General features: G+C 39.9%; 29 protein-coding genes. All 29 read right to left on the bottom strand.

From position 1 onward, the window contains the following. Positions 1-27 precede the first annotated feature (27 nt). Complete coding sequence (locus B7700_RS00940; RefSeq protein ID WP_000429311.1) at positions 28-438, bottom strand: MORN repeat-containing protein; 411 nt, start codon at positions 436-438, stop codon at positions 28-30. Then, entirely contained in the window at positions 425-868 is a 444-nt protein-coding gene (locus tag B7700_RS00935) for a low molecular weight protein-tyrosine-phosphatase (protein WP_084886506.1), read from the bottom strand. The genes B7700_RS00940 and B7700_RS00935 overlap by 14 nt, the downstream gene beginning before the upstream one ends. 45 nt (positions 869-913) lie before the next feature. Next, entirely contained in the window at positions 914-1,213 is a 300-nt protein-coding gene (gene yajC, locus B7700_RS00930; protein ID WP_004257425.1) for a preprotein translocase subunit YajC, read from the bottom strand. A gap of 116 nt (positions 1,214-1,329) precedes the next feature. Then, positions 1,330-3,306, bottom strand: coding sequence for a transketolase (gene tkt, locus B7700_RS00925; protein WP_084886502.1), 1,977 nt, complete (start codon positions 3,304-3,306; stop codon positions 1,330-1,332). Positions 3,307-3,419: 113 nt separating this feature from the next. After that, positions 3,420-4,511, bottom strand: a complete 1,092-nt coding sequence (gene ulaG / locus B7700_RS00920) for an L-ascorbate 6-phosphate lactonase (protein ID WP_023947932.1) — start codon at positions 4,509-4,511, stop codon at positions 3,420-3,422. 111 nt (positions 4,512-4,622) lie between these two features. After that, positions 4,623-6,296, bottom strand: coding sequence for a BglG family transcription antiterminator (locus tag B7700_RS00915; RefSeq protein ID WP_084886499.1), 1,674 nt, complete (start codon positions 6,294-6,296; stop codon positions 4,623-4,625). Between the two features lie 166 nt (positions 6,297-6,462). Next, positions 6,463-7,170, bottom strand: a complete 708-nt coding sequence (locus tag B7700_RS00910; RefSeq protein ID WP_049532033.1) for an L-ribulose-5-phosphate 4-epimerase — start codon at positions 7,168-7,170, stop codon at positions 6,463-6,465. A gap of 1 nt (position 7,171) precedes the next feature. Continuing rightward, positions 7,172-8,035 (bottom strand): L-ribulose-5-phosphate 3-epimerase, encoded by an 864-nt coding sequence (locus B7700_RS00905; protein WP_023947936.1) that lies wholly within the window; start codon positions 8,033-8,035, stop codon positions 7,172-7,174. 3 nt (positions 8,036-8,038) lie between these two features. After that, entirely contained in the window at positions 8,039-8,704 is a 666-nt protein-coding gene (locus B7700_RS00900; protein ID WP_023947938.1) for a 3-keto-L-gulonate-6-phosphate decarboxylase UlaD, read from the bottom strand. A 16-nt stretch (positions 8,705-8,720) separates the two neighbouring features. Continuing rightward, positions 8,721-9,206: a PTS sugar transporter subunit IIA gene (locus B7700_RS00895; protein ID WP_033679597.1), complete on the bottom strand. Its 486-nt coding sequence runs from the start codon at positions 9,204-9,206 to the stop codon at positions 8,721-8,723. Between the two features lie 76 nt (positions 9,207-9,282). Further along, on the bottom strand, positions 9,283-9,564 hold the full coding sequence (locus tag B7700_RS00890; protein ID WP_000241466.1) for a PTS sugar transporter subunit IIB: 282 nt from the start codon (positions 9,562-9,564) through the stop codon (positions 9,283-9,285). Between the two features lie 22 nt (positions 9,565-9,586). Next, positions 9,587-11,044 carry a PTS ascorbate transporter subunit IIC gene (locus B7700_RS00885; RefSeq protein WP_000452073.1) on the bottom strand — a complete coding sequence of 486 codons (1,458 nt, stop codon included), beginning with the start codon at positions 11,042-11,044 and terminating at the stop codon, positions 9,587-9,589. Positions 11,045-11,174: 130 nt separating this feature from the next. Continuing rightward, positions 11,175-11,798, bottom strand: a complete 624-nt coding sequence (locus tag B7700_RS00880; RefSeq protein WP_084886496.1) for a ribonuclease P — start codon at positions 11,796-11,798, stop codon at positions 11,175-11,177. 50 nt (positions 11,799-11,848) lie between these two features. Beyond that, positions 11,849-12,838: an RNA-binding cell elongation regulator Jag/EloR gene (jag, locus tag B7700_RS00875; protein ID WP_084886493.1), complete on the bottom strand. Its 990-nt coding sequence runs from the start codon at positions 12,836-12,838 to the stop codon at positions 11,849-11,851. 17 nt (positions 12,839-12,855) lie between these two features. Continuing rightward, positions 12,856-13,680 carry a membrane protein insertase YidC gene (locus B7700_RS00870; RefSeq protein ID WP_004236733.1) on the bottom strand — a complete coding sequence of 275 codons (825 nt, stop codon included), beginning with the start codon at positions 13,678-13,680 and terminating at the stop codon, positions 12,856-12,858. Further along, entirely contained in the window at positions 13,655-14,026 is a 372-nt protein-coding gene (gene rnpA, locus B7700_RS00865; protein WP_000739245.1) for a ribonuclease P protein component, read from the bottom strand. Before rnpA ends, B7700_RS00870 begins: the two co-directional genes overlap by 26 nt. A gap of 149 nt (positions 14,027-14,175) precedes the next feature. Beyond that, on the bottom strand, positions 14,176-15,366 hold the full coding sequence (locus tag B7700_RS00860) for an acetate kinase (RefSeq protein WP_084886490.1): 1,191 nt from the start codon (positions 15,364-15,366) through the stop codon (positions 14,176-14,178). Between the two features lie 49 nt (positions 15,367-15,415). Further along, entirely contained in the window at positions 15,416-16,369 is a 954-nt protein-coding gene (locus B7700_RS00855) for a class I SAM-dependent methyltransferase (RefSeq protein WP_084886487.1), read from the bottom strand. Between the two features lie 60 nt (positions 16,370-16,429). Then, the gene (locus tag B7700_RS00850; RefSeq protein WP_192855639.1) at positions 16,430-17,017 is read right to left on the bottom strand and encodes a class I SAM-dependent methyltransferase; all 588 of its coding nucleotides are present in this window, start codon (positions 17,015-17,017) and stop codon (positions 16,430-16,432) included. 32 nt (positions 17,018-17,049) lie between these two features. Next, on the bottom strand, positions 17,050-17,463 hold the full coding sequence (gene comGG / locus B7700_RS00845) for a competence type IV pilus minor pilin ComGG (RefSeq protein WP_084886484.1): 414 nt from the start codon (positions 17,461-17,463) through the stop codon (positions 17,050-17,052). After that, entirely contained in the window at positions 17,441-17,902 is a 462-nt protein-coding gene (gene comGF, locus B7700_RS00840; RefSeq protein WP_084886480.1) for a competence type IV pilus minor pilin ComGF, read from the bottom strand. Before comGF ends, comGG begins: the two co-directional genes overlap by 23 nt. After that, positions 17,865-18,167, bottom strand: a complete 303-nt coding sequence (gene comGE / locus B7700_RS00835; protein WP_153199764.1) for a competence type IV pilus minor pilin ComGE — start codon at positions 18,165-18,167, stop codon at positions 17,865-17,867. The genes comGF and comGE overlap by 38 nt, the downstream gene beginning before the upstream one ends. Further along, a complete protein-coding gene (gene comGD / locus B7700_RS00830; RefSeq protein ID WP_049546625.1) occupies positions 18,130-18,564 on the bottom strand; it encodes a competence type IV pilus minor pilin ComGD in 435 nt (144 codons plus the stop codon). Before comGD ends, comGE begins: the two co-directional genes overlap by 38 nt. After that, entirely contained in the window at positions 18,527-18,850 is a 324-nt protein-coding gene (gene comGC / locus B7700_RS00825; RefSeq protein ID WP_024056742.1) for a comG operon protein ComGC, read from the bottom strand. The genes comGD and comGC overlap by 38 nt, the downstream gene beginning before the upstream one ends. Position 18,851: 1 nt before the next feature. Then, positions 18,852-19,868: a competence type IV pilus assembly protein ComGB gene (comGB, locus tag B7700_RS00820; protein WP_083306561.1), complete on the bottom strand. Its 1,017-nt coding sequence runs from the start codon at positions 19,866-19,868 to the stop codon at positions 18,852-18,854. Beyond that, positions 19,816-20,757 (bottom strand): competence type IV pilus ATPase ComGA, encoded by a 942-nt coding sequence (gene comGA / locus B7700_RS00815; protein ID WP_070526327.1) that lies wholly within the window; start codon positions 20,755-20,757, stop codon positions 19,816-19,818. The genes comGB and comGA overlap by 53 nt, the downstream gene beginning before the upstream one ends. Before the next feature lie 76 nt (positions 20,758-20,833). Beyond that, entirely contained in the window at positions 20,834-21,199 is a 366-nt protein-coding gene (locus tag B7700_RS00810; RefSeq protein WP_000286409.1) for a DUF1033 family protein, read from the bottom strand. A gap of 144 nt (positions 21,200-21,343) precedes the next feature. Further along, positions 21,344-22,402: a zinc-dependent alcohol dehydrogenase family protein gene (locus B7700_RS00805; RefSeq protein ID WP_084886478.1), complete on the bottom strand. Its 1,059-nt coding sequence runs from the start codon at positions 22,400-22,402 to the stop codon at positions 21,344-21,346. Between the two features lie 162 nt (positions 22,403-22,564). Next, on the bottom strand, positions 22,565-23,716 hold the full coding sequence (nagA, locus tag B7700_RS00800) for an N-acetylglucosamine-6-phosphate deacetylase (RefSeq protein WP_001134549.1): 1,152 nt from the start codon (positions 23,714-23,716) through the stop codon (positions 22,565-22,567). Positions 23,717-23,816: the final 100 nt, after the last annotated feature.

Genomic DNA, 23,816 nt, shown 5'->3' with positions numbered 1-23,816 from the left:
AACAATACCTCCTTTGATAAGGAGGCTTTATTTTTGTTGAAAAACGCCTTGTTTAAAAGTCCCTTCATAAACGACTTCTTGTTCTGTTGTTAGTTTCCCTTTTCCTTCAGCCTGACCATTTACAAAATCACCTTCGTATGTCCAGCCTTCTTTAGATTGAAAGGTACCTTTTCCGTTGAAGGCTCCATTGTTGAAACCACCAGTATACTGGTCCCCATTTTGGAAAGTAATGGTACCTTGGCCATTCATTTTACCACGTACAAGACTGCCATCGTAAACAATCGTTCCATTATCAAGCTTTAGAACGCCTTTTCCGGGAATATTTAGAAAAAAGACGAGTACAGCACAAAAAACAATCGTAACTACTGCCAAAATCTCTAAACGTGGACGAGTCAGATAGATACGATACTTGTCGTAAAAATTCTTAAGATTTTCCATCTTCACTCCCCTTTTCTAAACGTTCTAACCAAGCTTGACAACCCTCTTGAACACGCTGATAGGTTTCCTCAAAATCTCCTGTATACCAAGGATCTGGAACACTTTCAGATGCGAATGAGTAAATCTTATCTTTACAGTCTGCTGGACACATCTGACGTAAGTCAGAAACATTTGAAGCATCCATACCGATAATATAATCAAAGGCTTCAAAATCTTCCTTACTAATCTGAAGCGATGTTTTGGTTTTGTCGTAAGGAATCTCATACTGTTGAAAAATCCCTTGAGTTCCCTTATGAATCGGATTGCCATGTTCCCAAGAGGAAGTCGCTCGACTTTGGATTTCATAATTATCTGTCATTGATTTCATAACAAACTCGGCCATAGGGCTGCGACAAATATTCCCCAAACAGACAAAGACTAGTTTTTTCATCCCATTCCTTTCTTTTATAGAAAAACGGGAGTTCGTGATCCCGTCTTATTTTTCAATTGCGCCTTCTAGTGAAGCTGTTTCTTTCAGCGGTAATACGGTCTTGATAGCAGCTAGTTCAAAAGTCAAGTAAACTCCATCTACATCAAGAACAATCGTTCTCTTCTCAGTATCTACTTCATCGACTGTTCCGTAAAGTCCACCGATTGTAATCACTTCATAGCCTTTTTGCAGTTTATTTAAGCTTTCCATACGTTTTTGTGCTTGTTTCTTTTGAGAGCGTTGCATAAAGAACATCAAGGCAAACATCGCTACAAGCATAATTAAAAATGTATAATTTGGATTCATTGTATTCTCCTTTGTCTTTTACATAGGACTACTATATCAAATTTCAGCTACTTTTACAAGATTGTACCTTGCTTTTCTAGTAAGAAAAATCAGAGCTTGCGCCCTGATTTTTAGGATTATTTCAAGTTTTGAACGACTTTTACTAGATTTTCTACAGTAAAGCCATATTCTGCCAATACTTTTGGTGCTGGGGCAGAGGCTCCGAAGGTATCAATACCAAGAACAGCACCATCTAGTCCAACATATTTGTACCAGTTTTGACTTGCACCCATTTCGACTGCAACACGACGGCGAACTGCATTTGGAAGGATTTCTTCCTTGTAAGCTGCATCTTGTTTATCAAAGACATCTGTAGATGGCATGCTGACTACGCGGACTTTTGCACCTTGACTAGCCAATTCTTTGGCAGCTGAGACAGCAAGATTAACCTCTGAACCTGTCGCAATCAAGATGGTATCAAAGTCTGCTGCATTTTCATAGACAACATAGGCACCTTTTGCAACCTTGTCGAAGTCTGTTCCTTCTTCAACAGTCAAGTTTTGACGTGTCAAGACAAGGGCAGTTGGTGTTTTTTCGCTTGTCACTGCAAGGTACCAAGCTGCTTGAGTTTCACGCGCATCTGCTGGGCGGAAAACATTTAGATTTGGCATAGCACGAAGACCTGCTAAGTGCTCAACTGGTTCATGCGTTGGACCATCTTCCCCGACTGCAATAGAATCGTGGGTAAAGACATAAGTCACAGGAAGCCCTTGCAAGGCTGACAAGCGGACAGCTGCCTTCACATAATCAGAGAAGACGAAGAAGGTTCCACCGTATACACGAAGTCCACCGTGAAGAGCCATCCCGTTCAAGATCGTTCCCATTGCAAATTCACGAACACCAAACTGAATGTTACGGTTCAAGCGATTGGCATCGTCTTGAAGTCCATCAGTCTTGATATAAGTCATGTTTGAGTGAGCAAGGTCAGCTGATCCACCTAGGAAGGTTGGCAATTTAGCAGCTACAACGTTCAAGGCATCCTGGCTTGAATTACGAGTTGCTTGAGAGAAGCCATTTTCTAAGGCTGGGAAGTCTGCTGGAGTCACTTCAACTGGATCACGCCCATCGATGATGGCTTCGACTTCTGCAGCCAGTTCTGGATGAGCCTCTTTATAGTCAGCAACTAATTTAGTCCAAGCTTGATAAGCTGATGCGCCACGATCTGCAACATTTTCTTTGAAATCAGCATAAACTTGTTCTGGAATTTCAAATGGTTCGTAGTCCCAACCAAGGGCTTGACGAGTTGCTACAGTTTCATCTGCTCCAAGAGGAGCACCGTGTACGGCATTAGTTCCCTGTTTGTTTGGAGAACCGTATCCAATAACAGTCTTCACTTCAATCAAAGATGGTTTACCTGAAGCTTTTGCTGTTTCGATAGCTGCATGGATTGCTTCCAAGTCTGTTCCATCTTCAACCAAGGCAGTATGCCAACCGTAGGCATTGTAACGGTCACGAACACTTTCTGTAAAGGAATCTTTTGTCTCACCATCCAAGTTGATGTCATTTGAATCATAAAGAACAACCAACTTGTCTAGTTTTTGCAAACCTGCGTATGAAGCTGCCTCGCTTGAGACACCTTCCATCAAGTCTCCATCTCCACAGATAACGTAAGTATAGTGGTCAAAGATATTGTAGCCTTCACGGTTATACTTAGCTGCCAAGAAACGTTCTGCCTGGGCAAAACCAGTGGCAGTTGAAATACCTTGCCCTAGAGGACCTGTTGTAGCATCAATCCCTGCTGTATGACCAAATTCTGGGTGACCTGGTGTTTTTGAACCCCACTGACGGAAGCTCTTAATCTCATCCATGCTGACATCTTCAAAACCAGAAAGGTGAAGAAGGGCATAAAGAAGCATTGAACCATGACCTGCTGAAAGAATAAAGCGGTCGCGGTTGATCCAGTTTGGTTTAGCTGGATTGATACGAAGTTGTTTTGTAAAGAGGCTGTAAGCCATCGGAGCCGCTCCCATAACCACACCTGGGTGACCTGAGTTGGCTTTATTAATGGCGTCAATACCTAGGAAACGAATTGCATTAACAGATAGATTTGACATAGAATTTCCTTTCTATTTGAGGTGATTATTGTATCACACATTCTATTTTACTATTATATGAAAATTATCCGTATCATGCAACATACGGATAACCTCCAAAGAATATTTTTATATTATAGCAAAGCTTTAAATTGAATGTTAGAGTCTTGTTCAAAACAATCATCAAAACCACGTGGATGATGGTATTCTACTAAGTGTTGATCTTGAGGATAAGTGTACTTACCGCCGACTTCCCAGATAAATGGATGGAAATCGTATTGCAAGCGATCTTTTCTCATTTTCCAAAGTTCTAGAATCTCATTAGTGGAAGCCATGAAGTTAGACCAGATATCATAGTGAACTGGGATAATGACTTTGGTACGCAGATTTTCTGCCATACGAAGAAGGTCGATAGATGTCATTTTATCTTGGATACCTACCGGATTTTCACCATAGTTATTCAAAGCAACATCAATTTTAAAGTCTTTACCATGTTTTGCAAAATAGTTTGAGAAGTGAGAATCTGCACCATGATAGATGGTTCCACCTGGTGTTTCAAAGATATAGTTAACAGCCTTTTGAGCCATTTCTTCATCTGTAACAGTTAAGCCAGCAAGTTCACCGCCTGTCTCATCAGCACCGTTCACTGGGAGAGTTACCAAACAAGTACGGTCAAATGATTCTACTGCATGAATCTTCATATCTTTTAATTCGATAGTGTCACCTGGTTTAACAACGATGATACGTTCTTTTGGAACACCCCATCCTTCCCAGATTCGTCCACAGTGGTAAGGACCGATAAACTTAACATGCTCTAACTTAGAATTGTTGAGAATTGCTGCAGCTGTGTATGGGTCGATATGATCACTATGGAAGTGTGAAACTAAGTAATAATCTAGTTCGTTGATAGCAAATGGATCGATAACCATCGGCTGAACACGTAAGTTTGGTTGCAACTTACGAACACCTGCCATATTTGCCATTTGGTGCCCACGAACCATATCTTTCACTTTTTTGGTTGATTTTCCACGGTTTGACCAAAGGTCCATGACAACGTTAGCACCACCTGGTGTCTTAATCCAAGTACCACAGTTGCCTAGCCACCACATGGCAAAATTGCCTTCAGGTACGACTTCTTCTTCGATTTCTTCGTTCAACCATGTTCCCCACTCTGGGAAAGTAGCTAAAATCCATGACTCTCTTGTAATTTCTTTGACGTTTGGCATATGTTGCCTCCTTTGGATATAATTGTTATCTTTGAGATTAGTATACCACCCTTCAAAACACTAAAAAAGACCAAGAAAAACACAGGTTTGTGTTCATCATTGGACTGTCCTTCAAATATCTTCCAAAAAAGCTTGAACTACTATTTCTTGATTTATAAGTGTTTGAACCTCTTCTTGGAACTTACTAGCCAACTTACTGTCTACAATATAAGACGAAATAAGACTAGAAAGATTTTCACTGAAACTTTTGCTCTCATTACGAAATATATTGTGTTTAAGATAGTCTAGCATTTTCAAAATATCTTCTGCTTCAAGGATAGGATTAACCCTTAAAATCGGAAATCTGCTATCCAAATCATCATTAGTAGTAATCACTACATCAACTTGTGCAATATCTTCCACACTCTTAAATTGTTCTGTTGTAAATACAGTACCAATTTGCTCATTTGGAAAATAAAGTTTGCATTGTTTCAGCAAAAGTCTCGAAACCGCAACACCTTCATCACAAACGAGATAAACTTTTTTCATATTTTTTTGAGACGATGGTGTATACTTTAAAAATCCTCCAATATGAATCGTCAAATAGGCAATATCATCGTCTGTTAGACGAATAAACCATGCTCCTTCTAAAATTTCCGCAGATTTTCTAGTGACTAAAAATAATTCTCCATACTTGGATCGAATTTGTTTTGTTAGAGGATTTTTAGAAAAAATACCGTAAGTCTTTCTAAATAACAAGGCTTTACAGTGGATCATCAAATTTCTTAACAAATCATCCTTGTTCTCAATCTCCATTCGGATTTGTGATTCAAAATACCAGATGAATTCTTCTAAAGCAAGTTTTAACTGCCGAAAATCATCACTTTCTGCATGAATATCCAAATCTTTACGATAGGAGAGGAGAAGAACAGCTACAAGAGAAACTTCAAGTTCTGACAAAGAAATTTCAAACTTTTGAAACAACCGTTCTCCTAATTTCTTAGACACCTGATACTCTATTCTTTTTCTTATTAAAGAAAATTCTTTCTCTATATCCTGATGTCTTTCTTGATACTGTTCAACATTATGACAGCTTAACAGCAAATAAGGTAGAACCTGCAACATAAAAGTTACTTCATGATGATTTATTTTCTTCCCTAAATCTTGTTCAACTAAAGGAACCTGTTCCTTAAAAAATTGGTTCATTTCAACAGAAAGCAAACACTCACCATCTAACCTCTCTTTCATCTTATCTTCTAAAATAGATACAAAAGTGGCATTTTCTTCCATAAAAATATGATATAGAAGCGATTGAAGATACTGAATTTTATTAAGAGGGTGGGCATGAAGATGGTATCCCTGTGACTTGCTCACTTGCAAGGTCACCTGATATTGTTCCAAAGTTAGTTGATAACGAATACTATTCAAATCATTGAGAACAGTATTCCTAGACACCTCTGTTAACTCCATCAATTTTTCAATCGTAATACGTTCTTTAGAAATACCTTTCCATAGTAACATTATCATCATACGTTCATGCGCACTCATGATATAATCGTACGAATCTACTTCCGATAATAGTTCACAACAAGCATCTCTCTGCTCTTCCGTTAAGTGAATACCAATTCGTGGAATACTAATGATATGAAGCGCCTCGTCACCCAAAGCAGCATTGATTTTGTCAATGTGATAATAAATTTTCCTTCTTGACTCTTTCAAATCTTTTGAAATCGCCATAATCGTTTTGGACGTTTCTTGATCCATCAAATATTGAAGTAAATCACAACTTGCCTTATCCAGTACCATATTTCATACTCCTCTATCAATCAACTGCCTTGAAAACAACTTTATAATAGTATCACATTCACTAACGCATTTCAATTATCAACAGTAGTCTCTTAATAACGAATACTTACAATTACAAAAGCGAGGCTTGGATCGAAAGGTCCTAGCCTCTTTTCAATTCAATTTCTTATTTCTTTTGACCGTAATAAGCATTTGGTCCATGCTTACGTTGGTAGTGTTTTTCTAGAATGTACTGAGGAGCAGGTTCAACTCTTGGATTGATTTGTTCTGTAAAGCGATTCATCTTTGATACTTCCTCTAGTACGACAGAGTGATAAACAGCATTCTCTGGATTTTTTCCCCAGGTGAATGGACCGTGATTGCGTACAACAATACCTGGTACTTCAACAGGATTGAGACCACGACGCTCAAATTCTTCTACGATAACCAAGCCAGTATCTTTTTCATAGGCTACTTCTACTTCATCTTTGGTCAAACTACGAGCGCAAGGGATTGAACCGTAGAAATAATCTGCATGGGTTGTTCCATAGAAAGGAATATCACGACCTGCCTGAGCCCAACCAACAGCTTCTGTCGAATGGGTATGGACCACACTAGCAATCTCTGGCCAAGCCTTATATAACTGCACATGAGTTGGAAGGTCCGAAGATGGTCTTAAATCTCCTTCTAGAACCTTGCCATCCAGGTCAGTTGCCACCATGTTTTCAGGTGTCAATTCGTCATAATCTACGCCTGATGGTTTGATAACAATGACACCGAGTTCACGATTGACTTCCGATACATTGCCCCAGGTAAATTTGACAAGTCCATGTTTTGGCAATGATTGATTGGCATCACAGACTCGTTTACGCATAGCATTAATTACTTGATTCATCTTACATCAAACCTGCTTTCTTAATTAGTGGATAGAGAAAAGCTTGTGCCTCTTGAATGGCTGCGCGTGTTTCTTCTACAGTTTCACAATTTTCAGACCACATTTCGATTAGGAAAGGACCATTATAATTGGTTTGCTTTAAAATATCGAAAGCTTCTTCCCATTTGACACAACCTTGCCCAAAAGGTACATCTCGGAACTGCCCCTTTGAACTTTCTGTCACTGCATAAGTATCCTTGAGATGGAGAGCTGTGATAGCATGGTGACCTAGATAGAACTCACTATAGACATCATTATGCCATGCAGACACATTCCCAATATCTGGATATACAAAAAGGTAGGGAGAGTCAACATCCTTTTCTACAGCCAAGTATTTTTCGATACTATTGATAAAAGGATCATCCATAATTTCAATAGCAAGTACCACCTGAGCCTCTTCAGCCCAGTCACAAGCTTTTCTCAAATTTTTGATAAAACGTTGGCGTGTCTGGGGTGACTTTTCCTCATAATAAACGTCGTAACCAGCTAATTGAATAGTACGAACTCCCAAGTCTTGGGCTAATTCAATACATTTTTTCATGAGTTCTAGAGATTTTTCCTCTAGAACTGGATCATTTGATCCCAATGGGTAGCGACGATGGCCTGAAAAACAGATAGAAGGAATACGAACACCAGTTTTATAGATTGCTTTGACAACTTCCAAACGCTCGTCCTTGCTCCAGTCCAGTCTTGCTAAACGCTCGTCACGTTCATCAATAGACATCTCGACAAAATCAAAGCCTAACTCCTTGGCAAAATTTAAACGTTCTAGCCAAGTAAAGTGTGTCGGGGTTGCCTTTTCATAAATTCCAATTGGACGTGCCATGGTTTACCCCCAAATTCGTCTGATTTCATCCTTGAAGGCACGCGCTGCTCCTGCTGGATCTGCAGCCTCTGTAATTCCACGACCTGCGATAAAGGTAAAGACATCAACGCCTTCAAATAGTTTGAGAGTATCTACATCTAGACCACCTGTTACAGACACACGGAAGCCCATGTCGATAAGTTTTTTAACCTTATTAAGGTCTTTTTCACCCCAAGTCTCACCAGCAAGAAGTGCATCACGAGATTGGTGATAAATAGCTTGTGAGATACCAGCATCTAGCCAAAGCTGAGCTTGTTCAAAAGTCCAATCGCCATAAAGTTCAATCTGGATTTCGCCTCGGTCTCCACGTTCAGCCATGATAGCCTTTAGAGCCGCTTCCATAGTAGGGATAGTTGCACAACAGATACAAGTCATCCAATCGGCACCACGAACGGCATTATTTTTGGCAACTGTTCCACCAGCATCGGCACATTTTGTGTCTGCCACAATAATCTTATCTGGAAAAAGGCTTCGCAAGACTTCAACCAGTTCACTTCCAACTTGTAATAAGCAAACAGTTCCAGCTTCGATAATATCTACTTCCTGACCAACAGAAACAGCTGCTTTAATCGCTCCTTGCAAGTCTGAATGATCTAATGCAACTTGTAAATTAGGTATTCTTTTTGTCATCTCTTTATTCCTCTTTCTAACTTTCCAAATCCAATCCCTCGAGATAAGGGCTATCCTTAGATTCTTCAATCATCGTCAAGACATCTTCCTTAGTCTGGCAAACCTGTAAACGTGCGATAGAATCTTCTAATTCAAACAAGGCAATAATCTGTGGAATGGCTACACTTGTGTGAATTTTTGAGCTTGTTGCTGCTAGTGCCAACAAAACTGAAACTTCTTTCCCATCTGAAAATACAACAGGATTTTGTAAGGTGATCAATGAAAAGGCATCTCTTTGCACTCCAGCTTCAGGTCTAGCATGGGGCATAGCCATACCTGGCATTAAGATATAGTATGGGCCATACTCTTCAGTCGATTCAATGATAGCATCGTAATACTCTGGCAAAATTGCTCCACTTTCAATCAAGGGATCTACTGCTACCTTGACTGCTTCTTTCCAGTCTTTAGCTTCTAAACCTAGTCGGATCGAGTCATTGTCAATTAAAGCTTGTTTTAAATTCATATCTGCCTCCTTTATTTAAAGAGGGAGAAGGACAGAAACGATGACTCTCAGTTTCTATCCAGCCCCCTCCAACCTTTTACTGTAGTGCTTGACTGAGTTTTTCAGTGATTTCTTTATCATCCATCAAGTTGTCAAGCCCAATTAACTTCCCATTAGTTCGCCCTTCCAATTCTTGGATCAAATGAAGAGAAGCGATTACGATGTCATATCCTGCTGCTAAACCTTTAGCTTCACCGACACTGCATGAATTGACTGTAAAATCTGTTTGATTAAGCTTACGGAGAGCATTTTCAACCTTCATCTTGATAACCATTGATGAACCCATTCCATTTCCGCACGCTGCTAATACTTTAACCATTTTATTTCTCCTTTTCTAGATACTAAGCTTCTTCTTGAACTTCACCGTTGTAATATTTCTCTTTATCTTTTGCTTTGGCAAATTGAAGTTGAGGAATAACAAGCAAGAAGAGACACACAAGTACATAACCAACAATACCAAGGTATTTGAAGATATATCCAAATCCAAGCCATGGAAATTCAAAGTCGATATTTCCATGGTAACCACCATAAGATGCTAAATCAAGAAGAGCTACACAGAGAGCTCCTAAAGCAACTTGGAGAACACCTGAGATGAAGGAAAGGATAACCGCCGCTTTCCATCCACCGCGTTTATCAGCGTAAACCGCAATGGCTGCATTGTCAAAGAACACTGGTACAAATCCTGTAATAATAAGAATCGGATTTTTAAAGACGATGAGCAAGACAATTGTAATCAATTGACCAATCAAACCAAATGCAAATCCAGACAAGACAGCGTTTGGAGATCCAAATCCATAAGAAGCTGCAACGTCGACCGCTGGGAATGAACCTGGCAATAATTTGTTTGAAATACCTTGGAAGGCATTTGTCAACTCAGATACAAACATGCGGACACCTTGCATCAAAACAAACAAGTAAACTGAGAAAGTGAAGGCTGTTTGAATAATATACATAAAGAAATCTTGTTTAGCAGGATTGAATAGAGTTCCTGAAGTGATGACTTCTTTATTAGACATAATGTCTGGACCCAAGATTAAAAGAATGGCTCCAAAGAAAACGAGCATCAAGGTAGCAGACGCAACAACTGTATCGTGGAAGATTGAGAGAAACTTAGGTAATTTAAGATTATCTAAACTTTCTTCTTTCTTACCAAAGCGTCCTGCTATTTTATCTACAAACCAGATTGCAAATTGTTGTTGGTGACCAATCGCAAACCCACCACCACCTGTTAAGCGTTGAGTTGCTTCAACAGTCATATTTGAACTAACTGCCCAGTAAAGCCCACAGATGATACCGATTGCCGCTGTACCATAAGCATTGCGCAATTGTGGGACTAAAAATAGAACCATAAGAGATACGGTTGCAGCTTGTTGTACCATGATGTGCCCAGTAATAAAGAGGGTTCTTACCTTCGTAATCTTGCGAAGAGCTACAAGCAAGATATTTATTCCGAAACCAATCAATAGAGCTGTAGTTGCAGTTCCAACAAAATCTGGAAACTCTGCTGCAATTTTGTTGTTTGCTGCAGCAAGTCCAAAGTAAGGGTCGATAACCGCTGCACCAATTTGGAATTTGTAGTTAAGGGCTGCTAAGATCGGACGGAAGGTTGTAACCAAACCGCCAGCACCCACGTTAAGCAACATATATCCTACTGTTGCTTTAACAAACCCTGAGAAAACGTCGTGGGCAGGTTTTTTCAAAAGTGCGTATCCTATCAACACCAATAAACCTACGAAAAATGCGGGATTCTGCAAAATATTGCTAGAAAACCAATTTAGAACACTTGAAATGACTTCCATAATTGTTCTCCTTTTTAATTGTTTTTGTAGGTTTATTATATACTTTGAAAGCGGAAACAAAAAGACCAAGAATTACACAGCGGACTGTTCACTCTTGGACTGTATGATTTATGATATTTTAATGATTAGCTTAGTTTCTCGTAGCTAGATAAAATGGAAGAATTTTATCATAAGATTTCAATAAATTTTCCACGATATCTTCTTCAGATGAATTTGCAGTCACAGGAACATCTGCTTTAACTAACACTTTTCGGATTTCTTGACTGCCTACCTTCTCGACTAAGACCTGACGATTTTCTTCGCTCGCCTCCCACCGTTGACTTTGACCATCAGAGTATACTAGATAATAAATCCCTTCAACGGTTGGAATTTCTAAAACTTTGGCTTGCTTGCCTAGAGTTTGGTCATCTTTCTTGCGCTCGATGAAACTGACTTCTAAAGAAATTCCAAAATCAGTAGATGTCCCGTACAAACGTAAGGCCAGCATTGGCTCTGTCATTTGTCCGTCTCTCTGTATATAAACCCAAAAATGTGGTCGTAAACGTTGCGCCTGATTCATCCACTGGCTAGTCTGTTGGAGTTGCCATTCTGGATGGCTTGCTTGAAAGGCTTTAGCCAGTTCTGTAAAAGCCTTTCGTGCCTCTTGACCTTTGTGGCGCAATTCCAACATCTTCTCTCGCTCATCTCCAGACTTATCCGGATTACGATACTGCAAACCAGCAAAGTCTAAATAGTCTCTTATCTTATTCAACATTAATTTAATCTCCTCCATCTAGCAAAAAATCAGGATAACCCTGATTTTGTTTATTCTGTATCTACAACGACATAGCGATTTGGCTCATCACCCTCAGAGTAACTCGTCACGCCATCCATACGTGAAATAATACGATGAATAATCTTGCGTTCACTATTTGACATAGGATCTGTTTGATGACTACGTCCTTCTTCTAAAACACGAGTCGCCAATTTTTGAGCATAGGTCTGCAAGACTTCTGCACGATGCTCAACATAATCATTGACATTAATAGTAATGTAGAAGGTTCTTGCATAGCGGTTGTAAAGATAATTTTGAGCCAATAGTTGTAAGGCCTTCAAAACTTTGCCATGGTAACCGATAATACGACCTGGCTCATTGGTATCAATTTGTAAATTGATGCTACGACGGTTATAATCATTTGAAATCGTCGCCTCAACATCCATATCATCAATGATTGTTTGGACATAAGTCGTTACTTCCGTAGCTACTTGTTCAATGTCAAAGCTCGGTTCCACTTTTAAGCCCAAATCTTCTAATTCTTGACTTTCAGTTTGTTCAGCTCGACTCTCAACAATAGGAGTTTCTACTTCTTCCCCGAAACCAGCTTCTTCAAGCTGTAATTCATTTAAAATCTCAATATGCCCAGTTTCTTCTAAAATGGTGTTAGCATGTTTTTCATTTTTCAAAATTTCAGCCTTAACTTCATCAGAAACCCCTTGGCCTTCTTCTTCAATCTTTTTAATTGCCTCTACAACATGACCCAAATCAACAGTTGCTTCACTGACTGTTTTAACAGGCTCATTCAAATCATTAATTTGCTTCGGAACTCCCTTTACAGCTTGTTGGTTTGCTTTTACAACTGTCGTTTCACTAATAGCATCAATATCCACTTGGGCTGGTTTTTTACCAAATAAACCAAGAAATCCTTTTTTCTCACGAGAAATGACTTTGATATGAGCCTTCAGTCTTGGGATATCTAATTCTTTCAATCCTTTCTGGATTGCTTCTTCAACAGTTGAACCTGTAAATACTACCATTACCAGATTCCTCCTTATTATTTCGTTTTCTGAGCCTTTTTCTTGGCTTTTCTTTTTCTATTTTCCAAATCTTTCTGTGCCTGTACTACAGCCTCGCGCTCTGCAATAATCTTGAATGGATTGTTCAAGAAATAGGTTTGCAAGACTTGATAAGCATTGGACACTGCCCAGTAGAGAGCGACTCCGCTCGGAGCATAAACCCCAAAGATAAAAATCAAGACCGGAATACCGTACATCATCGCAGTCGTAGCTCCATTACGCTCAGACAAGGCTTTGTTGGACAGCCAAGTACTTAAAAAGGTGAATACTGCTGCTAAAATCGGAAGAACAAGGGTTGTATCCACACCACCAAGGTTAATCCATAAGAAATGACCTGTCTTTAAAAAGTCAACTCTTGATAGAGCTTGGAACAAGGCCAAGATAACCGGCATCTGAATCAAAATCGGCCAAAGAGAATCTGACTGTCTGACACCCATTTCTTTAAAGACTTTACGCATTTCTTGCTCTAGCTTGGTTCTGCTTTCCATATCTCGACCTGGATATTGTTCTCGAAGCGCCTTAATGCGTGGTTGAGCTTCTTGCATTTTTCTGGAAGCCACCATTTGCACTTGAAAGACTGGCAAAAGCAGTGTACGAATCAAGACCGTAAAGAGAATAATCCCCACTCCGATACTGATATCAAACGATAAAAAGCGAATAATTTCCGCAAAGAAGTAAACAAATTTACTCCAAAAATCAGCCGAATTGGCTGTAATATCGCTAGTTGTCCCATTTGTTGCACAGGCTGTCATGATAAATAGGGACAGTCCTAGCAAACTAGTCAACTGTAGTTTCTTTTTCACTCCCATTTCCTTCCTGGTAAATCTTTGATAATTTTAATACGTGGAGTAGATTTTTCTCCATCTCTGCGTATCCCAAGGTTTCGACCCCTTTTCGAGCAATGACAACAAAGTCGACATCTTCTACCAGACTCCCTTTGGCATTCTGGATAATATGACGAATCCGTCTCTTAATTTGATTTCTAGTGACGGCATTCCCCAGTTTTTTGCTAACTGATAGACCTACTCGAAAATGGTTTTTCTGATTTTCTAGTTGGTAGACAACAAACTTGCGATTGGCAAAACTTGTCCCCTCCTTGAAAATCGCCTTAAAATCTTTCTCTCTTTTTACACGAAAGTTTTTCTTCAAAACTCAACTCCATCTATTAAATTACTACTATTATACCATATTTTTCAAAAAAGCCAATCATAGCAAGGTTTTGGACAATTTCACCATAAAAAGAAGCTGGAAAAATCTCTTTCCCAACTCCTTGTACGGAATATTTTTTCTGATTTTAGTTATTTTTTTAAGCGTTCAACGTCACGGGCAATGACTAATTCTTCATCAGTTGGAATAACCAATACACGGATCTTCGCTGCCTCTGTTGAGATGTCTCCTGTCACGCCAAAGACGTTCTTTTCTGGATCAACATCACAGCCAAACCAAGAGATACCTGAGATAACATCTTCACGTACGTTTGCAGCATTTTCACCGATACCTGCAGTAAAGATAATAGCATCTGCTCCATTTAGGACCGCAAGGTATTGACCGATATGTTTTTGAATGCGATCAACATACATTTCATAGGCTAAAGTGGCATCGTGATCCCCTTCTTCCATAGCAGCAATCACATCTCGCATATCACTAGATTTGCCTGAAACACCCATAAGGCCTGATTCACGATTAAGGACTCGACTAATATCTTCAGGCGTGTTAAAGTCCTCTGTATATTGCATTAAGTAAGGAATGATAGCTGGGTCAATATCCCCTGTACGAGTTCCCATCATCACACCACCAAGTGGAGTGAAGCCCATTGAAGTATCGACAGATTGACCACCCTTAACAGCTGTAATAGAAGCACCATTACCGATGTGGCAAGTAATCAATTTTAAGTCTTCTAATGGACGGCCCAAGAGTTTTGCTGCTTCTCCTGCTACAAACTGGTGACTTGTACCGTGGGCACCATATTTACGAACCTTGTTTTCTGTGTAATATTTTGTTGGTAGAGGATAGCGATAAGCTTTCTCTGGCATAGTTGTGTGGAATGAAGTATCAAAAACAACTACACTGGTAATGTCTGGCAACAATTCCTTGAAGGCACGAACACCTGCCGCATTGGCTGGATTGTGGAGAGGAGCCAACAAGCTCAACTCTTCAACTTTTTCTAAAACATCTCCCTCAACAACTGTTGATTCTTTGAAATATTCTCCACCGGCAACAACACGGTGGCCAACACCTGTAATCTCGTCATAAGCCTTGATAATATCGAAACGAATCAAGTCATCCAATAAGATTTTTACAGCTTGTGTATGATTTTCGATATCCAAAATTTGTTGTTCAGAACGACCATCAAATTTTACAGTTGAAATTGAATCTTTCAAACCGATACGTTCAATCAAACCTTTCGCCAATACTTTTTCTTCTGGCATTAAGTATAATTGCCATTTCAAACTTGAACTTCCCGCATTGATTGCAATTGTTTTTGTCATAACAAGACTCCTCTTTTAAGCGTTTTCATCTATTATAACAAAATCTATTTTATATTTCAGTACCTTGAGTCCATTTTTGAAAATTTTCTTTAAATTTCATTAAAACACTTGCATCTTGCAAGCTAGCAAGCGGATAAACAAAAGGATCTACTGCTGTTTCACTTTTCTTCTGTAAGATAAAAATCGTCTTGGATTGTTTAGCACTGGCAAAAAGATTTTCAGGCAGACTGATCATGGCAACCAGACTCGCCTCCTCTTTCAACCAGCCTTTCAACAAATCACTTTGAGGACTGGTCAACAAATCACTCGGAGCTAGAAAAATAGCATATCCGTCTGACTTGAGATACTTAAGTCCTTGTTCCATGAGCAAGTGATGGGCGTAAGTATGTTCTTGACTAGAAGCAACTTGATGGCGCGACGCAACGGCATCATCAGGATAATAGCCGACAGGCAAGTCGCTGATGACCACATCGCTTTCTTTGAGCATTTGTGGACGAACGGCATCTCCTTGGACAAAGCCAGCCTGCAAACCAATTACATCTGCCATACTAGCTGCCAAATCAATCAGCAAATCATCCACTTCCATTCCCAAATAATCCACCTTTTTATTAAGCGAGGTCAAGAAAGTAGCGCCCAAAATTCCCATCCCAGAACCCATTTCGAGGATAGTAATTTCCTCCTCTTTAAACAACTCTTCCACAATAAACACCAAAAGTAAGGCAATAACATCTGGTGTAAACTGGTGATTGGCTTGTAGAGGCTCTGTCTGCCCAGCCTTCATCAAGAGAAACTGGTAGGTTTTGAGCCATTCTTCTTTGCGAAGCGCTAAGCGTTTAAGGGCCTGATTGTTTTCCTTGACCTGCTCTAACTCAGTCTCACCATCCAGATAGATGCTGTTTTGCTCCACCAGGGCGTCATAAAAGTTGGTCGCCAAATCACTTTGGATGACTTGGACATTCTCTAGTAAATACGTATAAGCTTGTTCAATTTTTTCAAAATCCATATTCCTATCTTATCAAATTTCCCTTCTTTTTTCCATCCTTATAGAAAAATCACTCCCTGACTAGGCGAGTGATTTTTGGGCTACTGTTAAAAAGAGTTCTGAGTACTTTCCTTGAAACAGGTCTTCAGCGCTATAGAGGATCTGACCATGCACAGATGAAAAACCAAACTGGGCTAGCTTGTTTTCCAGTTCAACCAATTCAAATCCATGATGGTTAGCTTCTGTCTTGGTAAAATCAGCAATGAGGAGTTGTCCATCTTCCTTCAAATGTTGATGAAACAGTGAGAGAGCCGCATCTAAACCAGGCATATGATGAAGAACACGACAAACAACAATGAGATCAATCTCTTTCTCTAAGGGTTTTTTCAGTAAATCTTGCTCCAAAAACTGGATATTCTTGATATCTTGCTGCTCCGCTTTCAAACGAGCTTGCTCCAGCATTTTCTCCGAAATATCCACCAATGTTACAGACTTGGCCTGCTTGGCTAGGGGCAAGGTTAACAGACCCGTCCCTCCACCGAAATCCAAAATTTCTTTGTCTGATAGAAGATCAATCTGTTTCTCGACTGCTTGACAAACCAAGTTTGCAAGGAAGATATTTTTTGGGGAATCGAAAGTTTCTGCTTTGTGGTTAAAATCATGTTTCATATTTTTAGTTTAGCACAAAGTAGCTTGATTGGCTAGGAATTCTCTTTCTTTTCAACCTTCTCTTCTGATTTTTCCTTCTCTGCTTGATTACTTGAATCAGTCACTACTTTTTCCTTTTTATCCGTTTTCTCTTCTTTGATTTTGACGGAAGGAAAGATGAACTCATATTGGCTCTTAGGCGTACGAACCCTTGTCACCAAGCTTGTTTTCTTATTTTGATAACTCACCTGACCCAGATTAAAGGCCTGTTCCCCACTTTCTTGCTCAACCTTATCTTTCGTTCGTTTGGCCATAGCAAAAGCAACCAACTTTTCTTTATTTAAAGCATAGTCTTGATAGTGGGCGACTTGTCGGTTCAAGTAAAATTGTAACAAAAGACTAAAGATGGCTGCTATGGTTACCGCATAGAGAAGGACTCCTGCCTTAACTTTTTTCTTTTTCCACACGATAGATGAACTCCCTTTCTAAGCCTTTTTGGAATTGAAAACGAAAGCGAACCAACTGATTCTCCTCTGTAATCTGTGCAGATTTGAGTCCATAAACCATAGGCTGATAACCTCGTCCACTGGCATCAGTTTTCCGAAAATCATCCGATTTTAACTTACCAATAGAGATATCCTTGCCATCCTGCTTCATATAAATGCGATTACCTTCTACTTTTTCGAACTGCGAACGGTCTAATTCTGCCTCCAACTGGTCCACAAACAGGAGCCACTCCTTTTGCTCGCTTTGCTGCTGGTAGCGAACTTCTGAAATGAGGAGCTGACTCATGGCTTGAAAGAGGAGTAGGCTCCCACTGATAACAATAAGGGCAATCAGGGATTCCAACAAGGTGAAAGCCTTGACCTTATGGCTCTTTGATAGCCAACAACTGTTCTGAACCATGATAAACCTCCAATCCCTTTTCACTAGAAAACACCTGAATCTTAACTCCGTTGATGTTTACCTGATTTTGACCTGTCTGCAAGGCCATCTTAGCTACCCTCAAAACTTCTTCCTTTTGCAAGATTCTTGCTTCTTCCTGCCTATTTTTCTGAATTTGTCCCAAAAGGAGGGTTGCAATGCTAGCAAAGATAGCTAAAGCAACTACTGCTTCCAGTAAAATCACTGCCCTAATTTTTTGTTTCCTTAATGCGTTTAATTTTTCCATTTCCTAGATATAACTGATAGCGAATCGTTCCTTTACTGGTCTGAAATTCAACCTTAGCCAGGGACGAATTTCCCCCAGCTCGGTCAAATGTAATACTTTGTCCTGATGGTGCCTGAATTCCTTTAGGAACTGTCAACTTTTGACTGTCATTACTGATTGTGTGCCCATCTAAGTTTAGACTAGTCTTTTGCTGACTAGCTACACTGCGTTTTTGAGTTTCCCGATAGAGTTCTTCAAACTCCATAAAGAAAATCTGCTCCTCTACCGCCGCAAAAGTGGACTGGACAGAGCCGGATAAGCCCAAGGCAAGGATACTCACAAGTCCCAAAACCAAGAGGCTTTCCAGCATGGTAAATGCCTTAATCTGCAACGGTTTGACTGGTATTTTGTTTAGCATGGTATTCTTTATAAGCTTTAGCCTGTTCTTCTGTGATTCGCCCATCTGCTTGTAACTTACTTAGGCTAGCATCTTCATTTTTATCCAAACTATAAAGCTCTGCCTGGCTTTCTACCACCTTAACAACAGCAGCTTTCCCTTTGTCGTTGACTGCTTCTTTTTGCTTGGTCAGATTAGGTACAAAGAGCAGGAGAAGCACGCTGATGATGAGCAAGACCACCAACATTTCCACAAGTGTGAAAGCCTTCACTTTCGCTTTTTTCAAGAATGTCATGAGTTTTTTCATTTTAAAAATTTACCTCCATATTTTGATACATGGGCATGAGCATTGCCGCATAAAGTAAAACGATAATCAGAGCCACAAAGATAAAGACCAATGGCTGCACCAGATTCATGGTACGATTGACTCGGGTAAAAAAGGTTTCCCAAGTTTTTTCAGCATAGATTTCCAACTCACTCCCCAGCTTGGACTTGACTTCCCCATACTCGATGATAAGACTCAACTCCTTTTTAAAGAAAGGATAGGTTGCTATTGTTTGAGAAAATTCCCGACCATTTTGTAGGGCTTGAGCCAAATCTCGACCGATTTCTTTAAAGAGTTGGGAACCTTGTTCCTGCATGATCTGAAAAATCTGCATCAGCTCCATCCCCTGCGAAATCATATTCCCCCATTCACGCGCATAATAAGCTGTCAAATAGGTTTGCACAAAGATTCCAAGAAAGGGAAGGCGTGCTAAGATAGAAAAGACCCGCATCTTAGAACTTCTTTTATAAAAAGTTAGTGCTAAAAGGACACCTACTGAAACAAACCCTACCATGCCTAGAAAAATTTGTGGCAGATTACCGATAATTTGAGTGGCAATATTGCTACTATCCAGTTGTGGTAGTAGGTAGTTGCGTAGTCCCAGCATAATTAAGAGAAGAAAACCCAGCAAAATCAAGGGATAGGTCGCTACTTCAATTAGTTTTTTCTTGACCTTGGCAAGATTGTCTAGATATTCTTCTATCTTTCCCAAACTCAGGTGGAGATTCCCATGGACTTCAGCTAGAGATAACTGAGTGACAATGGCACTTGAAAAGCCCAAACTTTCCATCATTTCTGAGAATGATTTCCCCTGAGATAAGCCCGCACGCATCTGGGTCACACACTGCTTGTCCAACAAGGCACTCCTATCTAGAAAGGAGATAGTCTCCACCAGATGAAAACCGCTGGAAAAGAGATTATTAAACAAGGTGATGATATTTTTTTGCTTAGCTGTAGCTAATTTTTTCCGTTTCAGCCTGAAGACTTGTGATATGTCCATCTTTAAGAAGCTGGTCAATCTGCGCATTCCAGCGAGTTGGCTGGTGTTCTTGATAGTCTTTGTTTGCAAAGTCAACGATTCCTCCTCCCCCGATTAATCTCTGGTAGCAGACTCCTTGCAGAACGACTGCCAATTCCTCCTCACTCACGCCCAACTCCAGTAAACGTTCATAAACTCCTCGGATACTCTTGGCGTGAATGGTTGAAAAGACTGTCGCCCCTGTCAAACTGGCTCTGACCACTGCACGCGCCGTCTCACTATCCCGAATTTCGCCGATAATCAAGAGATCTGGTCGATGACGCAAAGAAAGCTTGATGAGATTTTCATAGGTTAGCCCAATCGCTTCATTCAACTGCAACTGGAGCATGTCGTCCTGCTTGATTTCTACAGGATCTTCGATGGACATGACTTGTTGTCCCTTAAAAAGGGACTTGGCCAATTCATGCATCAGGGTTGTCTTGCCACTGCCGACTGGACCAGCAAAGAGATAGAGTCCCCGTTGCCTGTACTTCTTTCCCAGTTCTTCAATATTCTGAAACCAAAAATGCAAGTCCTGCTCCTCATCGTGCAACAAGCGAATAACTAAACTCTCATGCCCTCGATAATCGCCAACGGTAGACAAACGTAGGGACGCCATCTTATCGTCATAGGTATAATCGCAGGAACCTAGCTGACTACGTCGCTTTTCCCCAACATTCATACCTGCCACAAACTTGAAATGACTGATGACGGCCGCAAACTTTTCAAAATCATAACAACCGATTTTACAACGCTCGTCTCCTATCCTCATATGAAGCTCATAGGCGTCTAACTTAGGGACAAAATAAATATCCTGCGCCCCTTTTTTCCGAGCCGAACGAATGATTTCTTGTGCAATTTCTTGAACCATACTTACCTCCTCACCTATACTATTCGCAAAGAGTTGGAAAAAATAAAAAAGCAACTCCAAAAAAGTTACTTTTTCTCTATTTTAATTTCATACGGCAAGAACGATGCCTTTCCTGACCGGTTTGTTTTTCATAGCCTGGGCGTAGTTTTTCATCTGGGATAACCTGCTCATCCTGTAAAAGAGCCAACGAATGGTATTGTTGTAAATACTCATCACATTCATCGCACCAGCGTTGGTCTTCTGGATCCCAAAAAATGGTCATCAAGTCACTTCTGCTTTTATAAAGAGGGGATTCTTGTTCCAATCTAAACCAGCAAGTTTTGTAGTATTTGAGAGCATCATAATACTGGTCAAACTTCTTACTTGCTACAATATCTTCTTCCCAACCTTCTAAGAACCACCACGGTTCAAAATCTCCGTACATTTCTATAACACGATACATATTCATTCCTCTGTACCGTATATTATAACCAATTCCGCCAAACAAGGAAAGTAAAATGCTCATTTCTTGACTTTTTTGATAAAAATCCAGCCATCTGATGATGACTGAATTTCTATTTACTTATATGATAAAACTTTTTACTTCTTAAGCTTCTGAGATATCATTTTCGATAATGACCTTAATGGCATGGTGGTCTGCTGCCTTACCGAAGACTTCATAGGCTTTTTCAATTTCACTTAGTTTGAAATAATGAGTTACCAATTTTTCTGGTTCAATCTTATGACTTTCAAGTGCTTTCAACAATTGCGGAGTGGTATTTGTAGATACCAAACCAGTTGTTACATTGATGTTGCGAATCCAAAGTTTGTCCAAATCGAATTCAACTGGTTTACCATGTACACCACAGTTGGCAACTGTTCCGTCTACACCGATAATCTTTTGACAGAAATCAAATGTTGCAGGAATACCAACAGCTTCGATAGCAACATCCACACCACGACCATCTGTCAAATCATAAATTTCTTTAATGGCTTTTTCAGGGTCTGAAGAATTAATCTTGTGAGTCGCACCAAATGATACAGCAGTTTCCAAGCGGTTATCGTCTAAGTCTACCATAATCAATTTAGCTGGTGAATAGAATTGAGCTGTCAAAAGAGCAGCCAATCCAACTGGACCTGAACCAATAATGGCCACACTACAACCAGGTTCTACTTTCCCTTTCAAGACACCAATTTCATACCCAGTAGGCAAAATGTCTGATAGCATAACCAAGGCTTCATCTGACAAGTCTTCTGGAGTGTGGTAAAGAGTGTTATCTGCATGAGGAACACGTAAATATTCAGCCTGCATACCATCAATCAAGTGACCGAAAATCCATCCCCCTTCGTCTTCACAGTGGGCATAAATTCCTTTTTTACAGTAGTAGCATTTACCACAGGCACAGACACAAGAAATCAAGACCTTATCGCCTTTTTTGAAGTTCGAAACTCCTTCCCCAACTTCTTCAACTATCCCAATCCCTTCGTGACCAAGAATGGTACCACTTTGGCAAGCAGGAACATCCCCTTTGATAATATGGAGGTCTGTTCCACAAATAGTGGTTTTTACGATACGCACAATAGCGTCTGTTGGCTTGCGAATCACTGGTTTGTCTACATCAACAAAAGAAGCAAGTCCTGGTTTAACATAAGTATAGGCTTTCATAAAGCATTCCTCCGTTTTTTTATTTGTACTATTTATAATATAATTGTAAGCCTTTTCGTTTGTTTCTTCAAGTTTTTTTGTGATTTTTTTAACTTTTTTATTTACCGGTAAAGTAATATAGATAAAAAAGCAGAAGCTAGTCACTAACTTCTGCTTTCTCTCTTATGCTTGATAACGTTTCACACCATCTAGATAGGTTGCTACCAATTCCAAATCTTTATCTAATACGATAAAGTCTGCGTCGTAGCCTTCACGGATTTGACCACAGACATCATCAATGTGAACAGATTTAGCTGGGTTAAGGCTAGCCATCATGACCGCTTCGTGTGGATTTGCAATACCCCACTCGACTACATTTCTCATACCATCTTTAAGTTTGAGGATAGAACCTGCCAAATTACCAGTAGATTTGAGACGTGCAGTTCCATTTGCTACTACAACAGGGAATTCTCCCAACATATAGTCACCGTCTTCAAGCCCACCAGCTGTCATACAGTCCGTAATAAGAGCGATGTTTTCTGTCCCCTTTTGCTTAAGTAAAATCTCACAAGCTTTTGGATCTACGTGATAACCATCACAAATCAATTCTGCGTAAGTATGTGGGAGCTCATACATAGCTCCTACCATACCGAGTTCGCGGTGTGTTAAACCACGCATCCCATTATAGGCATGTACCCAAACACTAGCTCCAGCATCGACTGCCTTCTTAGCTTGTTCAAATGTCGCATCTGAGTGTCCAAGTGCAACTGTCACACCTTCACCTGTAATAGTACGTACAAAATCTTCCACCCCATCACGTTCTGGTGCAATAGCGATTTTATTTAGCATCCCTTTTGCAGCATCCTGCCAAGAATGAAACTCCTCAACACCCGGGTCTCTCATATAAGTTGGATTTTGTGCCCCCTTAAAAGTTTCTGTGAAATATGGACCTTCATAATAAATTCCACGAATCTTAGCACCTGTTGCTTCTTTATAATGGTTTCCAAGATTTTCAGTGACTGCAAGCAATTGCTCATAAGTGGCTGTTAAAGTTGTGGGCAAGAAACTGGTAACACCGGTACTAAGAAGTCCTTCACTCATAGTATGCAATGTACCTTCAATGTTGTTGTCCATCACATCTACACCTGCATATCCATGAATATGAGTATCCACAAGACCTGGTGCAATGCTATAACCAGTATAGTCAAGAACCTCTGCTCCTTCAGGAATTTGATCCACATGTTTCCCAAATTTGCCATCAACAAGTTCTAAGTACCCACCGCGACGAATGCCAAATGGATAGAAAAACTGATCCGCTTTAACGTAATTAGGCATAATAATGACCTCCTTAAAAGATTACTTTTGATATTTATTATGTCAATTACATTATAAACCTTTCTGATTCATTTGTAAATGGTATAGACCTGTTTTCTAG

It is taken from the genome of Streptococcus mitis (genome assembly GCF_002096755.1).
GTDB classification, from domain to species: Bacteria; Bacillota; Bacilli; order Lactobacillales; family Streptococcaceae; genus Streptococcus; species Streptococcus mitis_AC.
The sequence above is the reverse complement of the archived record's forward strand: the minus strand, read 5'-3'. Positions and strand labels throughout refer to the sequence as shown.